Here is a 19327-nt window from a genome sequence, read left to right as displayed (position 1 = left end):
ATGACCACCGACCTGTCCCTCGAAAAGGCCATCGGCCAGCGGACCCATAGCGGTTTCGTCGCCTGGCTGGTCAGCCGTCAGATCTTCTGGGTCCTGCTTGCCGCCGTGCTGTCGGTCATCGCGATGTCGCTCCTGACCAGCACCTTCGCCACGCCCAACAACCTCTTCAACGTCACCCGCAACTTCGCCTTCGTCGCCATTGTCGGCATCGGCATGACGGCGGTGATCATCACCGGCGGCATCGACCTCTCGGTGGGCTCGACGGTGCTGATCTCGGCCATGACCACCACGGTCATCATGCATGCGGGACTGCCGATCACCATCGCCTTTCCGGCCGCCATCGCCGCTTCGCTGACGGTCGGCGCCATCAACGGGGTCCTCATCGCCATCGCGGGCATGCCGGCCTTCGTGGTCACGCTGGGGATGATGTCCATCGCGCGGAGCATCGGCATGGTGATGTCGAACAACGCGCTCATCTACGAATTCGGCCCCGACCAGGCGATCCTGTTCGCCATCGGCGGCGGATCGGTCCGCGTCTTCGGTCTGCCCATACCCAATCCGGTCATCGTCATGGTGCTGCTGACCGCAATCACAGCCTTCCTGTTCAACTGGACGCGCTGGGGCCGCCACCTGTTCGCCATCGGCGGCAACGAGAAGGCAGCCATCCTCACCGGCGTGCCGGTTCGCGCGGTGAAGGTGTCGGTCTACATGTTCGTCTCCTTCTGCGCCGGACTGACCGGTTTTCTCATGGTCGGGTGGCTCGGCTCCGTGACCACGGGCCTGGGCTCGGGGATGGAACTGACCGTCATCGCCGCCACCGTCATCGGAGGCGCCAATCTCGCCGGCGGCAGCGGCACGGCGCTCGGCGCCGTGGTCGGAGCGGGACTGATCGAGATCATCCGCAACAGCCTGACGCTGCTCGGTATCTCCACCTTCTGGCAGGGAACCTTCGTCGGCGGCTTCATCGTGCTCGCCGTTGCCTTCGACCGGCTGCGCAACACGGAAACGAGCGAGTAACCAGGCACGCCGGAAGGGAAATCGAGACATGTTTACTAATATTATTAATCAGCTTAAAGTAGATGCCGCAATGGAGGTTGCGACTTTCGGCCCGACCGGACCCCGGCTGGCCGACGCAGGAGGATTTTCTTTCAACTAGGGCCGTGAGGAGCACGGCAAGGGAGGATGAGATGAGGACATTACTGTCAGTCACCGCAATTCTGGCGACGAGCCTGGTGCTCGGCGCTCCGGCGCAGGCCCAGGAAAAGAAGCAGATGGCCTTCGTGGTCAACGCCGCTTCCGATTTCTGGAAGCTGGCCGAGGCGGGCGTCAACAAGGCGCAGGGCGAACTGCCCGACTACGAACTGCAGTTCAAGTATCCGGCCCAGGGCACGGCGGCGCTGCAGAACGCGCTGATGGACGATCTGGTGGCGGCAGGCACCGACGCCATCATGATCTCGTCGGCCGATCCGAAGAACTCGATCGACGCCTTCAACCGGATCGCCGCGCAGGTGCCGCTGTTCACCACCGACTCGGACGCGCCGCAGAGCGACCGCATCGCCTATATCGGCTCGTCCAACACGCTGGCAGGCGTGCAGGCGGGCGAGGAAATGGTCAAGGCTCTTCCCAATGGCGGCAAGTGCATGGGCTTCGTCGGCTTCCTCGGCGCCGACAACGCGGTCGAGCGCATCGCGGGCTTCCGCCAGGCGATCGAGGGTCACGGCATCGAACTGGTCGACGTGCGCGGCGACGATGTCGATTTTGCCCGGGCGCGGACCAATGTCGATGACGTGCTGGTGGCCAATCCGGAGATCACCTGCATGGTCGGCTTCTACTCCTACAACCCGCCCAAGATCTACGAGGCGCTGCAGGCCGCCGGCAAGCTCGGCCAGATCACCGTCGTCGCTTTCGACGAGGATCCGGTGACGCTCGGCGCCGTCAAGGAAGGCAGCTTCTATTCGACGGTGGTGCAGCAGCCCTTCGAGTGGGGCTACCAGGGCATGAAGCTGATGGCCAAGTATCTGGAGGGCGACAAGTCCGGCATTCCGGCAGACGGCATCATCATCATCCCCACCAAGGTGATCAATGCCGACAATGTCGACGAATTCTCCGCCGACCTGAAGGCCAAGATCAACGGCTGACGGCACCGTCCCAGTGCCGGATGGCGCGGCATCCATCGCCGCGCCATCCGTTTCCGCAAATCCGGATTGCCTATGACAGCAGAGAGCGCCGACGCCGCCCAGCAGGAATCCGCCGAGCCGGCCGCAGCGCAGCCGTTCCTGCGGCTCAAGGGGGTGCGCAAGTCCTATCCCGGGGTGCAGGCGCTGGCCGGGCTCGACCTCGAGGTCCGCCCGGGCGAGGTGATCGGGCTGGTGGGCGAGAACGGCGCCGGCAAATCGACCCTGCTCAAGCTGCTGGGCGGCATCGCCGCGCCCGACGGCGGCACGATCGAGATTGACGGCGTGTCGCACACCCGTCTGAGTGTAAGCCAGTCGATCGCCGCAGGAATCGCCTTCGTCCACCAGGAACTCAACCTGTTCGACAATCTCGACGTCGCCGCCAACGTCTTCATCGGCCGCGAGCCCCGCCGTTTCGGCTGCCTCAACATCGTCGACACCAGGCGCCAGCGCGCCGCGGTGGCGCCGCTGCTCGACCAGCTCGGCGCCGGCTTCTCCCCCGATACGCTGGTGGGCAGGCTGTCGCTGGCCCAGCAGCAGCTGGTCGAGATCGCCAAGGCGCTGTCGCAGCAGGCGCGGCTGGTGATCTTCGACGAGCCGACGTCGAGCCTGCCGATCGCCGAGAGCGAGAAGCTGCTCGCCATCATGGCGCGGCTGAGCCGGCGCGGCATCGCGGTGATCTTCGTCTCGCACCGGTTGACCGAGGTGCAGCGCGCCGCCGACCGGGTGGTGGTGCTGCGCGACGGCCGGCTCGCCGGCAGGCTCACGCGCGCGGAAATCAGCCATGACCGGCTGGTCAAGCTGATGATCGGCCGCGATCTCAAGGTCGACTACGCGGCGCCGAAGACGGCGCGCGGCGGCGTGGCGCTGGCGCTCAGCGGCATCCGCACCGCCGCCTATCCGCGCCAGGCGGTCGATCTCGATCTGCACCGCGGCGAGATCCTCGGGCTGGCGGGCCTCGTCGGCTCCGGCCGGACGGAACTGGCGCGCGCCATCTTCGGCATCGATCCGGTCCATGGCGGCGGGCTGTCGCTCGACGGCAAGGAGATCGCCGTCCGTTCGGCCAGCGACGCGGTGGGCCACGGCATCTTCCTGGTGCCCGAGGACCGCAAGGCCACCGGCATACTGCTCGACTTCACCGTCGCCGAGAACATCTCGCTGCCCAACCTTGATGCCCATGCCAGCAACTGGATTGTCTCCGCCGGCAGCGAGCGGCGCCAGGCGGAGGCAAGCCGCGGCGAACTCGGCATCAAGGTGCCGGACGTCGCGACGCTGACGGCGACGCTGTCGGGCGGCAACCAGCAGAAGGTGGTGCTGGCCAAGTGGCTGGCGATGCAGCCCAGGGTGATCATCCTCGATGAGCCGACGCGCGGCATCGACGTCGGCTCGAAGTCCGAAATCTACCTGCTGATGCGGGCGCTGGCAGACGCCGGCGTCACCATCCTGATGATCTCCAGCGACATGGAGGAGGTGATCGGGGTCTCCGACCGCATCGCGGTGATGTGCGAGGGACGGATATCCGGCATACTGACGCGCGCGCAGTTCAGCGAGGAGAACGTGCTGCTGCTCGCCGTTGGCAACAGGGTCGTGCCATGACCAGGAACCGATACGGCGGAAGGAAGCCAGGATGAAGAAGAAGGATCTCGGTCTGTTGGTGCTGATCCTGGTGGTCGGCCTCGGCGTCTATCTGCAGAACCCGCTGTTCCTCTCGCCCAACAACATCGCCAACACCGCCAACCTGATCGGGCTTTTCGGCCTGTTCGCCATCGCCCAGGGCTTCGTCATCATCACCGGCGGCATTGACCTCTCCGCCGGCTCGATGATCGCCCTGCTCGGCGTGCTCTTCGTCGACATAGTGGGAAACCGCGGCGTGCCGTGGCCGATAGCCTTTGTCATCGTCATCATCCTTGGCCTTCTGCTCGGGCTTGCGCACGGACTGCTGATCACCCGGCTGAAGATGCCGCCCTTCGTGGTCACGCTGTGCGGGCTGCTGATCTATCGCGGCGTCGCCCGCGGCTACACCGGGGACGCCACCGCGGGCTTTCCCTTCGGCTCGACCTATCCGGGGCTGGATTTCTTCACCGCGCGGATCTACGGCGTGCCGACCTCGATCCTGCTGCTTCTGGTGGTGGCGGCCATCGCCTGGGTGGTGCTGCACCGCTCGGTGTTCGGACGCTACCTCTTCGCCGTCGGCAAGAACGAGGAGGCGGCGCGGTTCTCGGGCATCCGCACCAACCTGGTCATCGGCGCGGCCTATGTGATCTGCGCCGGGCTGACGGCGCTCGCCGCCATCTTCTTCGCCATGTACACGCGCTCGGTCTCGCCGTCCTCGCACGGCAATTTCTACGAGCTCTACGCCATTGCCGCCGCCGTCCTCGGCGGCTTCTCGCTCCGGGGTGGCGAGGGCTCGATCATCGGGGTGGTGCTGGGCGCCATCCTGCTGCAGGTGCTGCAGAACCTCGTCAACCTGCTCGGCATCCCCTCCTCGCTCAACTTCGCCGTGATGGGCACTGTGATCCTGGTGGGCGTTCTGGTCGACCAGCAGTGGGGCGCCTACCGGGCGCGGCGGCTGCTTGCCGGCTCGGCGCGCGAGAGCGGGGCAAAGCCCACCCCGCCGGACCCGGTCCCGGAACGGTGAAGCCGGACGTCGGTCCGCGGCTGGCGTCGGAGGGCGGCTGACAGATCCGCCGAACTTGCTCTGGCGCAAAGACGCGCCAGGCCATCGCGTCCAGGACAGGTCGCAGCGAACCGGCCACCAAACCCATTGAAGGAGCCAGCCATGCAGAACCGTATCGCCATGCCGCGCGGCATCGCCCGCACCGGGCCGATCCTGTTCTCCTACGGATTCCGGCCGTTCTTCCTCGGCGCGGGTGTCTGGGCGGTGGCGGCGATGGCGGTGTGGCTTGCCGCCCTGACCCTGGGCCTGGAGGTGGCCGGCGACTATGGCGGGGCGCCGTGGCACGGCCACGAGATGCTGTTCGGATTCCCGCCGGCGGTGCTGGCGGGGTTTCTGCTGACCGCGGTGCCGAACTGGACCGGCCGCCTGCCGGTGTCGGGCACGCCGCTGATGGCGCTGTTTGCGGTCTGGGTCGCGGGCCGGCTGGCCATGCTCGCCCCCGGCCTGATCGGCGTGCCGGCCGCCGTCGGCATCGACCTGGTGTTCCTGCCCTCGCTCATGGTCATCTGCGCGCGCGAGGTGATCGCCGGCCGCAAGTGGGGCGACATGAAGATCCTCACCGGCCTCCTCGCCCTGAGCGTCGCCAATCTCTTGTTCCATCTGGCGGTGTTGGGCAGCGACGATTCCGGCATGGCCCACCGGCTGGCCATTTCCGCCTATGTGATGCTGATCATCGTCATCGGCGGCCGCATCATTCCGAGCTTCACCCGCAACTGGCTCAAGAAGCGCGGAGGGGAGCGGTTCCCTGCCCCGCACGGCCGCTTCGATCTCCTGGCCATCCTGTCGAGCCTGCTGGCACTGGCGGGCTGGGTGGTGCTGCCGGAGTTTCCGCCGCTGGCGCTCGTGGCGGCGCTGGCCGCACTCCTCCACTCGCTCCGCCTCCTGCGCTGGCGCGGCTGGGAGACCACGCCGGAAAGCCTGCTGCTCATCCTGCATCTCGCCTACGGCTTCGTGCCGCTGGGGCTGGCCGGCATCGCGCTCGGGGCGCTGGGCGTCATCGACAGCTATTCGGTGCTGCACCTTCTGTCGGTGGGCACCACCGCCACCATGATGATCGCCGTCATGAGCCGGGTCAGCTGCGGCCACACCGGCAGGCCGCTCGAGGCCTCGCGACTGACAAGCGCCTCCTACGCCGCCATCATGCTGGCCGCGGTGCTGCGGCCGCTGGCCAATGTGCTGCCGCAGCACCACTTCGCGCTGGTCGGCGCCGCAGGAGCCTTCTGGATCATCGCCTTCGCACTTTTCTGCGCCGATTGCGGCCCGATGCTGGTGACGAGCCGCCGGAGTGCGTGAGGGCGTGTGGCGGCTGACGCCCTGACGGATTGCACCCCGGAACCGCCATCCCGGACATCAGGTGCCGATGCGCGCCACCGGGCTGACCCCGTTGACGCGCAGTCTCGGTCTCGCCGCCGGTGCCATCCGTCTTCGGGCGCCGGGGGCCGGGCTCAGTTGCCTGCAGCCTTGATGCGGTCGAGCACCATGCCTTCGATTTCCTCTGCCCCGGCCGGGACGCTCGGCAGGTATTGCAGATTGGCCAGCGCCTTTTCGTCGAACGCGGCTTGAACCGCTGCGCGCGCCGCCGGCGGCATCAGCTCGATCGAGCCCTTCACCGCGCTGATCGCACCCGACGATTCCGAGATCATGGTGACGATCTCGGGCTGCATGACGAAGTTGATCCACTTGTAGGCCGCGGCATCGGCTTCGCCCTTGGCGGGCAGCGCGAAGGTGTCGATCCAGGCCAGCGCGCCGGTGCGCGGCGGCACGAAGACGATGTCGTGGTTCTGGCCGTAGAGCTTGTAGGCGGTCGAGTCCCAGGCGTCGGAGATGATGACCTCCCCGGACAGCATCAGGTTCGAGAGGTCGTCGCCGCCGGTCCAGTAGGTCTTCACGTTCGCCTTGCAGGCGATCAGCTTGTCGGCCACCTGATCGAGAACCTTCTGGTAGGCCTCGGGCTGGTGGAAGAGCTCGAACGGCTTCTCGCCCATTTCGTAGGCCATGCCGATGAGCACGGCGCGCTTGAGACGCATCGACACCCGGCCCTTGTATTGCGGGTCGCACAGATCCTGCCAGCCGGTGATGTTGGGAGCCTCGGCCTTGTTGACGATCAATCCCTGCGTGCCCCAGAGATGCGGCACCGCATAGATGGCGCCATCGATGCGGGCATTGGTCTCCATCGCCTTCATCATGTCGGGCTGCAGCCGCTCGGTTTCGACCTGGGAGAGGTCAAGGGGCTTGTAGATGCCGTATTCGCTCTGGGCCGCGGCGATGCGGGAGACGCTGGGCTGCGCCAGATCGAAGCCGGCGCCGCCGGTGGCGCGCAGCTTGGCGACGATCTCCTCGTTGTTGGAAAAGGTCACAGCGACGTCGATGTCGGGATATTTCTCCTCGAACAGCTTGATGACGGCGTCGGGCGCGTAGCCGCCCCAGGTCAGAAGCCTCAGTGTCTCCGCCTGGCCATGCAGTGTGCCGCAGAGGATGGCGGCGCCTGTCAGCAGGCCCTTGATGATGCTTTTCATTGCAGCTGCTCCTTGTTGTTGTGGTTTGGTCTTTCCGCTTTTTGCCGGCCGAGGCCGGGGAGAACGAAATACGGCGTGTTGGAGAGGTCATCGACGAAGCCCGGACAGAAGCCGGACCCGGCGCCGTCGCGGATCTCGAAATAGTATTGCAGCGGGAACGGCGACGCGGTGTAGGCGGCCGCGATCCGGCCGGCGTGACCGCCCTTGACCGGATCCATTTCCAGCCACTGCCAGGGTTCGGCCTGGTTGACGTGGCGGTAATGCAGGATGACCGGGTGGGGGGAGGCGCCGAGCGGCGCACACGAGAGCTCCAGATCGGCGCCGGGAATGAAGCCCGGGGGCGGAACATGGCGGCAGGGATGCAGCTGCGATGCCGACCAGGCATGGATCTGCGCGATCCGCCCTCGCCCCAGACCGGTTGCGGCATGAGCGGAGGGACGGCGTTCGGCAGCGACGCGGACCATCTCCGCGATGTCGAGATCGATGGCGGGCAGCCGGTCATCCCAGCGTCCGCGCAGCCAGCTGTGCGGACCATAGGTGATGTCCGGCAGATAGACGTCCCTGCTGACCTCCGCCGCCACCGCCCAGGCCTCGCGGGCCAGGCGATACTGCGCGATGGCCTCGTCCGCCGCATCGCTCTCGCAGGAGAGCAGGCCGAGCTCCCAGAAAACGGCTGCGCGGATTTTGGCGGCAAAGAAGCGGCCGATGGCGCCGAGGATGGTCACATCCACCGAGAGCCGGCGGAACTCGACATCGACATCGGGCTGCTGCACCTGCGCCCGGGCGCGGGCAAGCTCGACGGCGGCCTCGGTGGCGAAGCGGTCGAGCCAGTTGGCCCAGGTCAGCGGCGACAGCTTGCGGATGTCATAGCCTCGGTGCATGGCCATCGCGAGCTCGGCGGGAGACAGGAACAGTTGTGGATCGCAGGCGCCCACGGTGCCGAACCGCGCCGGCTTGAACAGTTCGTAGCCATAGGGAAGATACGGCGCCTCGTGGACGATCGACATGTTCTGGTACATTTCGGGCCAATAGGAATTGTTCGATGCCGTCGGTGTGTGCGCCAGCGTGACCAGCGGCAGGATACGGCTTGCGCTGCCCAGCGCTGCCTCGCAGTGTCCGCCCGCCGCCCCGAAGAGCGCCGCGAAATGGCGGCGGAAGGCCTGCGGATCGGCGTCGGGGTCGTAGAGTGACCGCCCCCAGACCCGGTAGGTGTAGGCGAATTTGCGCCAGTCATGGCTGCCTGCAAGGGTGTCGTCCTGATAGCCCGTGCGACTGCCACTGATGCCGGTGCCCATGCGGCCCTTGAAGGACAAGGGCTCGCAAAGCTCGATTCCGTCGGCGCCGCAGAAGCTTGCATTGCGGCCGTAGCCGGCGGCAAGTGCGGCATCGCCCCAGAGCAGGATGCGCATGGTCCCGGGCCAGATCCGGAACATGATGCCGTAGGGGCGATCCTCGCGCATGAGGTCGCCGTAGCTGTAGCGCATGAACTTGCGCGAGCCCTCGCTGAACTTCCACTTCGCGGCGTGCTTGTCGGCATCCTCGCCGGAATAGAGCGTTGAAAGATCCCGGCCTGCCCGTTCGTCGGGATCGGTATCCTGCGCCGGCGGCAGTTCCAGCTGCCGGATCGAGGCCTGGTGATAGGGAAGCCCCAGATGCTCGGAGGTGTATTTCGGCGATACCGTGACCGGCATGCCGGTGGCCAGCGCCGTGGCGATCAACTGCTCGTCAATGCCCTTGGCGTGGAGATCGAGACGGATCGTGCGGCCAGCGCCCTCGACCGCCTCGAAATAGGTCTTCCAGAACCGATAGTCCCCTTCGGGAATCCCGCATTCGACATGGACGCGCAGGGTCAGCCCGCTGATCTCAGGCACCTCGGCCAGGATCATGGCCAACGCGTCGCGGCAATACAGCGCGAGATTGTCGGGACCGACGCCGGTGATCTGGTGGTTGGCGGCGGGACAGCTGTCGAAATCGTAGGACTGGGTCCACAGGGCGAGCTGGAAGTCGAGACCGCGACGGTCGGCCTCGGCGGCGATGAAGCGGAGGCTTTCCAGGTTGCGCCGCCGTTCGTCCTCGCCGAAATTGGAGACCTGCACGTCATGGCCAGGGACGGCGACGAGGAACGGATAGGCGAAATAGAAATAGACGTCGGACAGGAATTCGTTGCCGTAGGGGTAGTTGTACTGCATTCCCAGGGTCAGCGAGATGCGGTTGAACCGGTGGGTCGCAAGCTGCGTGAGATACTGCCGCCAGCCCTCCCGATCATGAAACCAGGGCAGATCCTCGACGTCGCTCTGGAAGCAGCGCGAGATGCTGCGCACCCTGGCAGCCGGCGTCTCCACCAGAGGGACGGCGAAATCCGCAGCGCGGGGAACGATCCGGCCACAGCGGGCGCGATCGGCGAGTTCGGTGACCGCATAGACGAGGCCGCGGATGTCGGCGCCATAGACGTGCATGCGATCATCCGCCCCGGCGAAGATTGCGAAGGAGTCCGGCGCAGCCGGCAGGTCGACCGCCGACAATGCTGCGATTTGTTCGATCGCCGGCGAAGCGCCCAGGGCGAAGCTCACCGCGACCGCTTCGCCCCCGTCCGCCGTGGTGATCAGACGGACTCCGAGTCCCGCGAGCGCATCCGCCAGTTCGCCCAGCGCCCAGGCGATCTGCGGCAGGCTGGACGGGTCCGGACCGCCGAGGAAGCCGCAGCTGACCGTCGCGGCTGCGCCGGGGGACATCGTGGTGGTGTGATCCATTGCGTCCGAGCCATTCCTGATCTGCCATCACCTGTCGCGGCGAATGAGGAATGCTAGGTCACCCGCCTCAAGCGGAAAAGCGAATATAATCGCGGCAATTGATCGAATATTCCGATCGATGCTAGGCTCGGAAATCGGACGGGACCGGATAGGCGTCGCCGACCATGGCAAGGCGGCCGCTCCGGACCCGCCAGCCTCGAACCGGATGCGACACTGACATGCATATCGACCAGATACGGACATTCCTGGAGATCGTGACAACCGGAAATTTTCACCGGGCTGCGGAAAACCTCAATGTCACGCAATCGACGGTCAGCGCCCGGATCCGCTCGCTGGAGACTGAACTCGGCCGCACCCTGTTTGCGCGCGGACGTGGCGGCGCCATCCTCACCCCCTCCGGCCAGCGCCTGCTGCAACACGGCGAAAGCATGCGCCGGCTGTGGCAGCGCGCCCGCAATGACGTCGCGCTGCCCGAAGCCTTCAGCGCTTCCATCAGCCTCGGCGTGGCGCTCAGTCTCTGGGACCAGATCGAACTGCCCTGGGTGGAATGGATGCACCGCGAAGCGCCGGCGGTGTCGGTGCATGTGGAATCGGACTACTCGCCCGGCCTGATGCGGCACCTGCGCGACGGCGTGCTCGACATCGCGGTCATGTATGAGCCGCAACGGGCACAAGGTCTGGTCATCGAGGAATTTCTCGGCGACCGGCTCATGCTGATGACCACGCGCGGTCGCTGTGACGTGACCGACATCGCCTGGCGGGAGGGCTACACGCTGGTCGACTGGGGCGAGGATTTCAGGCACAACCACGACACCGAGTTCGCCGGCCTGCCCCATTCGCTCTCCGCTGGGCTGGGCTCGATCGCCGTGCGCTACATTCTCGAATTCGGCGGCAGCGCCTATCTGCCTGCCCGCATGGTTCTTGACCAGCTGCGCGCCGGCCTGCTACACCCGGTGCAGAATGCCCCGGTCTTCGAACGGATGGGATGCCTGATCTATTCCCGGTCTCCGGCTGATCCGGAGTTGCTGGCGCTCGGGCTCGACGGCCTGCGCCGCATCACGCGCGAGATCACCGCGCAGTCCGACGAGGTGACGCGGACGATGCTGGAGGGGTGAGCGCAGTGCCCGGCCGCGGCCGCAGGTGGCAGCCGCGCCGGCTGCCGGAAAGCCTGCGGACAGCGTCCCGCTACGCCGTGAGATCGGCGACGAGTTCGAACAGCCTGACGACGTCCCTCTCCTCGTTGTAGACATGGGGCGTGATCCGCAGCTTCGTTCCCCTCACGGTGACGAATGCCCCCTTTTCCCGCAGTGCTTGACCGAGGTCGGCGCGGTATTTCTGGCCGAGTTCCACGACTGCTATGTGGCCCGCGCGGTGTCTTGGCTCGGGACCTCCGAACCCCTGGCGTTCGGCCTCTGCCCAGATACGCCGGTTGAGAAACGTCAACCTTTCGTTGACGGCCTCGATGCCCCAGTTTCGCAGCAGTTCCATGGCCTCGATGGCGACGGGAAGGACGGCGAAATCCGATCGCTCGCCCATGTCGAACCTGCGCGCACCCGGAAGGTAATCCGGCATCGTCTCCAGATAGAAATCCGAGCGTTCGCCGCCTGAGCGGTTCCAGGAATGAAATTCGATCGGTCGACCTTTCTCATGCCAGGCCGGGTCGGCATAGAGAAAGCCAAGGCGGTAGGGACCGATGAGGAACTTGTAGGTTGCAAAGGACAGAAAATCCGGCCTGACGCGCGTCACGTCGAAGGGCACCGCCCCGACCCACTGGGTTCCGTCCAGCACCAGGCTCGCGCCGACCGCATGCGCGGCTTCTGCGACCGGGTCGATGTCGACGCTCATGCCTTCGAACCAATGCACCAGCGTGCCCGCCACGACGGAAACCGGCGCGGCGGAGCCAAGGATGGCGGCCACCATCGCCTCGCCCCAGGATTGCCCGGATTGCCTCTGCACGGTCACCACCCTGGCCCCGGAGCGCCCGGCCAGTTCGTACCAGGCATAGCGGTGCGAGGTGTGTTCGTTTTCCATCATCAAGATGATCGAGCCGGCAGGTGTCGGCACGTTGGCGGCCGCCACTGCGATGCCGTAGCTCGTCGCCGGGATGACGGCGATGTCAGCGGCGGAGGCCCCGATGAAGCCGGCAGCGAGTTCGCGCGCCCGTTCGACCTCGTCGTAGAAGGAGTCGATCGTCATCTCCCAGGGAGCGCCCTTGACGCGTGCGCCCCTGATTCCGGCCTCCACCGCACTTGACGGGATCGGCGACATGTAGGCGGCGTCGAGATAGATCACGCCGTCGGGGATTGCGAACAGATGGCGCTGGGAAGGAAGCATGGGCAATCTCACATGTTGATTTCGGTGCCGAGACCAAGGTCTCTCGCCTTGCAATAGATATAGTCGGCAAGCTCGATGTCCTGGGCCGGCACGCCGAGCGAGCGGAACAGGGTGATCTCCCCGGCCTCGGTGCGTCCGGCGCATGCCCCATTCAGGACCGCGCCGATTTCTCCCACCAGGCGCGATGGCTCAAGCAGTCCGTTCGCCAGCGGCTCGTAGATGTCGGAGGCGGCACTCATCGCCATGGGCATGTAGTCGACCCAGATCCTCGACCGGATGACGCAGTTGAGATCGATCTCCCGGAGCGCCGGGATGCTTGCGCCGACCGCGTTGACGTGGCAGCCGCTTGGAAGCCATTCGCCCTGCAGAACCGGGGTGCTCGACGAGGTCACGGTGCATACGATATCGGCATCGCGGACGGCGTCGCGGGCGTTCGGCACAGGTTCCGTATGGAAACCGCGGGCGCACTGCGCCTCGGCGAAGCGGGCCGCCTTGCCGGGATCGCGGCCCCAGACCCGGATATGCGTAATCGGACGAACCAGGGCCAGGCTCGCGATATGGCGCTCCGCCTGCTCGCCATAGCCCAGGACCGCAAGCCTGCAGGCCTCCGGACGGGCGAGCGCGCGGGTGGCCACCGAGGAGGCGGCGGCGGTGCGGATCCCGGTGATGGCGTGGGCGTCGATGAAGGCGACCGGCCTGCCGCCATACGCCTCGAACAGCAGCACGCCGCCCTGATGCGAGGGCAGCCCCGAGCGGAAATTCGCGGGAAAGACCGACTGGACCTTGGCGCCGAACCGCGCTCCCGCGCCGAGCGATGCATACATCAGCGACAGGCAGGTGCCCGGCTCGCCGGGCAGGTCGAGGGTGCGTCTGACGTCCTGGACGGCGGTCGCGCTGGAGGTCTTCATCAGCGCCGTTGCGGCGAGTTCGATCGCCTCCGAGGCGCCGACCAGCGAGCCCACGGTGGCGCCGTCTATCGTCAACAGGCGGGAGGCGCTCAGCGCGCCGATCGGTGAAGGACGGGACATGGCACCCCCTGAATTCTCGAATGCCGCCAGTGGTAGCACGCCCGACCGGAGGGCGGGACGCGAAGTTCATAACCTCAGGCATCCATGTTTCGCCGTTCTCTCATCATCGCTTGCGTTCGCGAGCCTTGAGCGCATGCGGACCGAGGCGACATCATGAAAAATGCACCGGAGCGCCCGGTGCCAGGTCATTTGACCCGAAGCCTTCCCCGGTCAAAACCTGCTCCGCTCCGGTCCGTCCGGTCCTGCCGCCAGCCACGCCGGCGACACGCCACCCCACGCGAGAGAACGAGGCGACAATCCATGTGCATTCAACGGATCGAGATGACCGAAAAGCTGAGCCGGGTCGTCGTGCACGCCAACGTGGCCTATTTCTCCGGCCTGACGGCGGCGGACCGCGGCCAGGACACGGCGGGCCAGACGCGGCAGGTGCTGGAACGAGCGGACCGATTTCTCAATCAGATCGGGGCAGATCGGTCAACGATCCTCAGCGCAACGATCTGGCTGCGCGACATCGCCGATTTCGACCGAATGAACGCGGTCTGGATGGACTGGATCGTGAAGGAAGCGCCACCGGCGCGCGCCACCGTGCAGGCCGTCCTGGGACTGCCCGACATCGCCATCGAGATCCAGTTCACCGTGGCAATTCCGTCCTAGGCGGAAGCGCCCGGATTTCGCGCCAGCGCCGATGCCTGGCGTGAAATCTCGCGGATGCGGCGGATGAGGTGATCGCTGAATGCGGTGCCGACGGCCGTCTGCAGCGTGCCCCAGGGCCGGTAGAGGCTGAGTTCGATCTGAAGCTCCGGTGTGAACGGACGGATGTCGACGGCATGGCGCAGGTTCCAGGCCGAAATATCGTCGACGATGCTGATGCCCGCCCCCTTGGCGACGAAGTCGATGACGGCGGCGGCCAGCGCGCATTCGATATGCAGCTCGCGCCGCACCCCGGCCTCCTCGCACACCCTGTCGATCTGCTGGCGCAGGGGATCGGTTGTGCCAAATGAGATGAAGCGCAGGCCTTCGATGTCCTCCGGTCGAACAACATCCAGCCTTCCCAACGCATGTCCCTTCGGCATGACGCAGACCGCCTTGGTCGCGGCGAGGGTCCGGCGGGTGATGGATGGATTCTCGATCATCGAGGTAACAGCGATACCAAGATCTATCTGCCGGCGGCCCGCCCATTCGATCGCGGTCGCCGACGAGCGGATGTCGATGGTCACCGGAAGGTCCGGGTGGGCCTCGGAAAACTCGGCGACAATCCCCGGCAGGACGGTCAGTCCGATGGCAGGCAGCGAACAGATGCTGAGCCGGCCGTTCTGCAGATTGCGTATGTCCCGGGCGGTGCGCGAAATCTGCCGCGCCGATTCATAGACCCGTTGCACCTCCGCGTAGAGCATGTGGGCTTCCTGGGTGGGAACCAGTCTCTGCCGGTGCTTTTTGAACACTTCAAATCCCGCCTTCTCCTGGAAACGCGCCAGCGTCTTGCTGACCGCTGGCTGTGTCAGTTCCAGCGCCTCGGCGGCGCGGGTCGCCGTGCCGTGCATCATGACCGCCGCGAACACCTCTATTTCTCTGGGCTTGAAAGCTTCGTCGTCCATTTCGTGCACCTGTCCGCCGACCCAAGTTCATAACTTTTCGATGGCTAATTGTTGTTTTTTGGAATTTGTGACGTGAATGTTTATAACTTAAGGTTACCCCATGAACAAGCTAACCACTTCATTTTCCGCGCCCTTTCCGTTGTTCCGCCCAATTGGGGACGAGCCTGCGGAGATTCTCCTGGAACTCGACGGGAAACCGCTCGCTGCACGTGCCACCGACACCGTGGCGAGCCTGCTGCTGCGCCATATCGCACCCGAAACCTACCGGCATTCGGCCGTTGCGGGTGAGCCGCGGGCACCGCTCTGCCTGATGGGGGTCTGCTTCGAATGTCTCATCGAGATCGACGGGCAGAAGAACCAGCAGGGATGCCTGGTGCGGGTAAGGGACGGAATGCGCGTCCGACGCCAGATCCGGGAGGGCGGATGCGATGAGCAGGCCTGATCTTCTGATCATAGGCGGCGGTGCCGCGGGGCTGTCTGCTGCAGCCACCGCCCGTGCTCTGGGTCTTTCGGTTGAATTGATCGACGAACGCGCGGGCCTTGGCGGCAATTATTACGCCGGTGCCGGAGACATCAACGGCAGCACGGTCGGCCTCGTCGCCGGCTATCGCCGGGGCGCGGAACTGATCGGTAGCGCGAGCGGCTCCCGGCTGCGAAGCGGCGTCTCTGCCTGGCGGATCGAGCCCGACGGCACCACTCGTTTCATCGACGCCTCCGGAGCGGTCAGCTCGATTGCTCCGAAGCGGTTGCTCATCGCCACCGGCGCGATGGAACGCCCGGTACTCATCGGTGGCGCGACGCTTCCTGGTGTCATGTATGCTGGCGCCGCGCAGCTGATGCTGAAAACGGCCCGCTCCGTGCCTGCCGGGCGCTCGGTACTGGTCGGCAGCGGGCCCTTGCTGCTGCTGCTCGCCAAGCAATTGATCAGTTTTGGCGCGGCGCCATCCGCCCTTGTCGAGACGACTCCGGCGAGCGGCAATCCGGCGACGCTGCGCGACCTTCTCTCAGCCCTCAACGCCCCCTCCCTCATTCGGGAAGGCATTGGCCTCTACGCTGCCCTCAGGAAATCCGGCGTGGCCTGGCACCGCGCGGCCACTGAGGTATCGATCCTGGGCCGGCAACGGGCAGAGCGAGTAGCCTTCACCGACGGTCGGGGTGAGCGCCGGATCATCGACGCCGATCTGGTTCTGTTGCACGATGGCGTGGTCCCGAACGATCACGTGACCCGGCAACTGGGCTGCGACGAGGAATGGAACAAGGGCCAAAGCTGCTTCAATCCGCTCATTGACCAATGGGGCGAAACCAGCCGTCCCGGCATATTCGCCGCCGGCGACTGCACCGGCATCTGGGGCGCGCAGGCGGCCGAGCTTTCGGGCAGGATCGCCGTGCTGGCAATCGCCGAGCAGCTGGGGGTGATAGACACTGGTGAACGCGACCGTCGCGCGGAACAACCGCTCCGGCAGCGCGCGCGGCAGAAAGCGTTCCGGCCTTTTCTGGAGAGCCGCTTCCCGCCTTCGCTGTCCCGCGCCGGCATGGCGGTCGCCGACACGGTGATCTGCCGCTGCGAAAACGTGACCGCCGGAGAAATCCGGACCGCGGTTGCCGAAGGCGCCACAGAACCCAACCAGGTCAAGGCCTTCACCCGCTGCGGAATGGGCTTCTGCCAGGGGCGCAGCTGTTCGATGGCGCTTGCCGAAATCATCGACGCGGAGACAGGGCGCGGCGTCGCCGCGATCGGGCGGCAGGAGATCCGCGCGCCCCTCAAGCCGATACCGCTGGGCAGCATTGCCTCGGCCCCGGCAGGACCGGAGGCGTTGTCATGATTTACGGAAAGAGCACGGGCGTCGACATCGCGGTCATCGGCGGCGGACTTGTCGGCGCGGCAATTGCCTATGGCCTTCTAGAGAAAGGCCAGTCAGTCGCCATGTTCGACGAGGGCGAGGCCGCGTTCCGCGCCAGCCGCGGCAATTTCGGCCTGGTCTGCGCCGGGGCGAAGGGCGACAAGCTGGAGGACTATGCGCCTTGGGCGCTGCAGGGAGTCGAGGTCTGGGCCGATTTCGCCGAAAGGCTGACCGCGGCAACGGCCATCGATCTCGAGCTGGAGCAGAACGGCGGCATGGTGTTCTGCCCCGAGGAACAGGATCTCGCCGCCCGCACCGCGACGATGGAGCGCCTGCGGCGCCGCAGCGGTCTCGATTTCGACGTGCTGCGGCCCGCCGAGATCGCCAGATACATGCCGGGCGTGTCCGACAACTTCGCCGGTGGAATTTTCTGCAGCATCGACGGCGCCGCCAATCCTCTCAAGCTCCTGCGGGCGCTGCACGCGGCCGTTTCCCGGACGCCGGGCGCGTCCAGGCAGGACGCGCGCGTCTCCCGGATCGAGCCGGGAAGCGGCGGAGGCTACCGGATTGTCACCGCGCGGGGGACGACCGACTGCCAAAAGGTCGTGCTGGCCGCAGGGCTCGGCAACCTCGCGATGGCGGAATGTCTGGGCGTGAAACTGCCGATCGTTCCGATGCGCGGACAGATCCTGGTGACCGAACGGCACGATCCCGTGCTGACCGTCCCCAGCGAGCAGGTCCGCCAGAACCGCAACGGCACGTTCCTTCTCGGCGGCAGCTGGGAGGATGTCGGCTACGACACGTCCACGACCTTCGAGGTCACCCGGGACATCGCCGCGCTCGCGGTGCGCTATTTCCCGTTTCTCAAATCCGTACGCTTGGTCCGAAGCTGGTCGGCGCTGCGGATTCTCGCCCCTGACAATGCTCCGATCTACGACGAGATCGCCCCGGGCGCATATCTGGTCACCTGTCACAGCGGCGTCTCCCTTGCGGCGCTCCATTCCGGAAAGGTCGCCGGCTGGATTGCCGAAGGGATACTTCCCGAGGAGGCAGCCCCGTTCCATCTCGGTCGCTTTGCCGCGGCAACCCCGGAGCCGGAGGTCGCCCATGGCTGACGACATCGCGATCCAAGCCGTCGAAAGGTCTCTGGCAGCCATCGCCGCGGACAATGACCGGCTCCGCGCCGTCACTTGCTTCGACGCCGGCCGGGCCCGCGCCCGCGCCGCACGCCAGGATGGCGACGGCCGCGGCGTGCTGTATGGCCTGACCTTTGTCGCCAAGGACCTGATCGATGTCGCGGATCTTCCCACGAGCGGCGGTTCCCGCCTGTTCGATGACGTGCCCGCCGCCGTGGACGCGGACTGTGTTCGTCGCCTCTCGGCCGCCGGCGCCGTCGTCATCGGCAAATCCAACATGCACGAGCTCGCGGTGGGCGGCGCCGTCAACCCCTGGTTCGGCCAGGTGGTCAATCCGCTTTCGGCCGAGCACGGCACCGGCGGCACCAGCAGCGGTTCGGCGGCGGCGGTGGCGTCGGGCATGTGCGACTTCGCCCTCGGCACCGACAGCGGCGGGTCAAACCGGTCGCCGGCGGCGGCAACCGGGCTGTTCGGCTTCAAGCCGACAAACGGCATCCTGCCCCTCGATGGGGTGCGCAGGGTCGCCCCGACGCTCGATACTGTCGGCCTGCTGGCGCGCGACGCCTCGGTGCTCAGGCAGGCTTTCGCGGCTCTGTCCGGCCAGCCGCCCCGGGAATCGTGCCGGCTTGAAGACACGATTGTCGGCCGGCCAATCGGGCTGCATGGACCGGTCGACGCCCCGGTCCAGCGCGCCTGCGACGAGGCCCTGTCCGCCGTCCGCTCGGCCGGCGGCAGGATCGTGGATGTTTCCTTTGCCGGCGCGGGTGGCCTTGTGCAGGCCGGCAAGCACATCCTGCGCCATGAATTCGCCCGCGAATATGGCGAGAAGATCGCCGAGCGAGGCAACATGGTGGGTGCGGACGTCAGGGCATTCACGGAGGCCTGTCGCGAGATTTCGGCAGCCCGTTACGAGGACGCGCTCGCTCTCATCGCGGTGCAGCGGTCAATCTGGCGCGACGCGATGGAGGGCGTCGACGCCATTCTGGTGCCAACCGCGCCCGGCCTGGCACCGCGCATTGCGGACGAATTCACACGGATCGGAGACAGCTGGCGGCCCTATGGCGCGGCCGGGGCCGAATTTCGCATGTGGGCCAACACTGTCGGCATTCCGGCAGTCGCAATTCCGGTTCCCATGCACGGCGGCCTTCCGGCCTCCGTTCAACTTGCCGCCCGGCACGGTGCCGATGGCTTCCTCATCGACCTGTCCGCAGCGCTGGGTCGTCAAATAGCAAAGCAACGCGCTGCTCCAACCAAAAAAAGGGGAATGATATGAAGA

General features: G+C 66.2%; 16 protein-coding genes. 11 read left to right on the top strand and 5 right to left on the bottom strand.

The window, feature by feature from the left end:
* The 5 genes from DFR52_RS09555 to DFR52_RS09535 all read left to right on the top strand — a co-directional run bounded on the left by DFR52_RS09555 (position 1) and on the right by DFR52_RS09535 (position 6144).
* On the top strand, positions 1–1017 hold the full coding sequence (locus DFR52_RS09555; RefSeq protein ID WP_110031702.1) for an ABC transporter permease: 1017 nt from the start codon (positions 1–3) through the stop codon (positions 1015–1017).
* A 170-nt stretch (positions 1018–1187) separates the two neighbouring features.
* Entirely contained in the window at positions 1188–2138 is a 951-nt protein-coding gene (locus tag DFR52_RS09550) for a sugar-binding protein (RefSeq protein WP_110031701.1), read from the top strand.
* 72 nt (positions 2139–2210) lie between these two features.
* Positions 2211–3770, top strand: a complete 1560-nt coding sequence (locus DFR52_RS09545; RefSeq protein ID WP_110031700.1) for a sugar ABC transporter ATP-binding protein — start codon at positions 2211–2213, stop codon at positions 3768–3770.
* 31 nt (positions 3771–3801) lie between these two features.
* Positions 3802–4812, top strand: coding sequence for an ABC transporter permease (locus tag DFR52_RS09540; protein ID WP_110031699.1), 1011 nt, complete (start codon positions 3802–3804; stop codon positions 4810–4812).
* Positions 4813–4953: 141 nt separating this feature from the next.
* Positions 4954–6144: an NnrS family protein gene (locus DFR52_RS09535; protein ID WP_110031698.1), complete on the top strand. Its 1191-nt coding sequence runs from the start codon at positions 4954–4956 to the stop codon at positions 6142–6144.
* Positions 6145–6296: 152 nt separating this feature from the next.
* Here DFR52_RS09535 and DFR52_RS09530 read toward each other — a convergent pair whose 3' ends face one another.
* Both DFR52_RS09530 and DFR52_RS09525 read right to left on the bottom strand, forming a co-directional pair.
* Positions 6297–7367, bottom strand: a complete 1071-nt coding sequence (locus DFR52_RS09530) for an extracellular solute-binding protein (protein WP_110031697.1) — start codon at positions 7365–7367, stop codon at positions 6297–6299.
* Positions 7364–10117 (bottom strand): hypothetical protein, encoded by a 2754-nt coding sequence (locus tag DFR52_RS09525; protein WP_110031696.1) that lies wholly within the window; start codon positions 10115–10117, stop codon positions 7364–7366. Before DFR52_RS09525 ends, DFR52_RS09530 begins: the two co-directional genes overlap by 4 nt.
* A 218-nt stretch (positions 10118–10335) precedes the next feature.
* On the opposite strand from DFR52_RS09525, the gene DFR52_RS09520 reads away from it, so the two are divergent.
* Positions 10336–11232 carry a LysR family transcriptional regulator gene (locus DFR52_RS09520; protein WP_158284920.1) on the top strand — a complete coding sequence of 299 codons (897 nt, stop codon included), beginning with the start codon at positions 10336–10338 and terminating at the stop codon, positions 11230–11232.
* A gap of 70 nt (positions 11233–11302) precedes the next feature.
* Here the strand turns inward: DFR52_RS09520 and DFR52_RS09515 are convergent, their stop codons facing one another.
* Together DFR52_RS09515 and DFR52_RS09510 are read right to left on the bottom strand one after the other, a co-directional pair.
* Positions 11303–12451, bottom strand: coding sequence for an aminotransferase class V-fold PLP-dependent enzyme (locus tag DFR52_RS09515; RefSeq protein ID WP_110031694.1), 1149 nt, complete (start codon positions 12449–12451; stop codon positions 11303–11305).
* An 8-nt stretch (positions 12452–12459) separates the two neighbouring features.
* A complete protein-coding gene (locus DFR52_RS09510; RefSeq protein ID WP_110031693.1) occupies positions 12460–13479 on the bottom strand; it encodes an ornithine cyclodeaminase family protein in 1020 nt (339 codons plus the stop codon).
* A 300-nt stretch (positions 13480–13779) separates the two neighbouring features.
* Here DFR52_RS09510 and DFR52_RS09505 point away from each other — a divergent pair, with 300 nt between their 5' ends.
* Positions 13780–14133: a RidA family protein gene (locus tag DFR52_RS09505; protein WP_110031692.1), complete on the top strand. Its 354-nt coding sequence runs from the start codon at positions 13780–13782 to the stop codon at positions 14131–14133.
* On the opposite strand, the gene DFR52_RS09500 is transcribed toward DFR52_RS09505, so the two are convergent.
* A complete protein-coding gene (locus tag DFR52_RS09500) occupies positions 14130–15074 on the bottom strand; it encodes a LysR substrate-binding domain-containing protein (protein ID WP_110031691.1) in 945 nt (314 codons plus the stop codon). The genes DFR52_RS09505 and DFR52_RS09500 overlap by 4 nt on opposite strands.
* A 100-nt stretch (positions 15075–15174) precedes the next feature.
* On the opposite strand from DFR52_RS09500, the gene DFR52_RS09495 reads away from it, so the two are divergent.
* From DFR52_RS09495 to DFR52_RS09480, 4 genes are read left to right on the top strand one after another with little or no spacing between them, the layout of a single operon-like run.
* On the top strand, positions 15175–15516 hold the full coding sequence (locus tag DFR52_RS09495; protein ID WP_110031690.1) for a (2Fe-2S)-binding protein: 342 nt from the start codon (positions 15175–15177) through the stop codon (positions 15514–15516).
* The gene (locus DFR52_RS09490) at positions 15503–16897 is read left to right on the top strand and encodes an FAD/NAD(P)-dependent oxidoreductase (protein ID WP_110031689.1); all 1395 of its coding nucleotides are present in this window, start codon (positions 15503–15505) and stop codon (positions 16895–16897) included. Before DFR52_RS09495 ends, DFR52_RS09490 begins: the two co-directional genes overlap by 14 nt.
* Positions 16894–18030 (top strand): NAD(P)/FAD-dependent oxidoreductase, encoded by a 1137-nt coding sequence (locus tag DFR52_RS09485; RefSeq protein ID WP_110031688.1) that lies wholly within the window; start codon positions 16894–16896, stop codon positions 18028–18030. The genes DFR52_RS09490 and DFR52_RS09485 overlap by 4 nt, the downstream gene beginning before the upstream one ends.
* Positions 18023–19324: an amidase gene (locus DFR52_RS09480; protein ID WP_158284919.1), complete on the top strand. Its 1302-nt coding sequence runs from the start codon at positions 18023–18025 to the stop codon at positions 19322–19324. Before DFR52_RS09485 ends, DFR52_RS09480 begins: the two co-directional genes overlap by 8 nt.
* The last annotated feature ends 3 nt before the right edge of the window (positions 19325–19327 follow it).

It is taken from the genome of Hoeflea marina, assembly GCF_003182275.1.
Taxonomy (GTDB): domain Bacteria; phylum Pseudomonadota; class Alphaproteobacteria; order Rhizobiales; family Rhizobiaceae; genus Hoeflea; species Hoeflea marina.
Note: the sequence above shows the minus strand (reverse complement) of the source record. Positions and strands in the feature narration are given on the sequence as shown.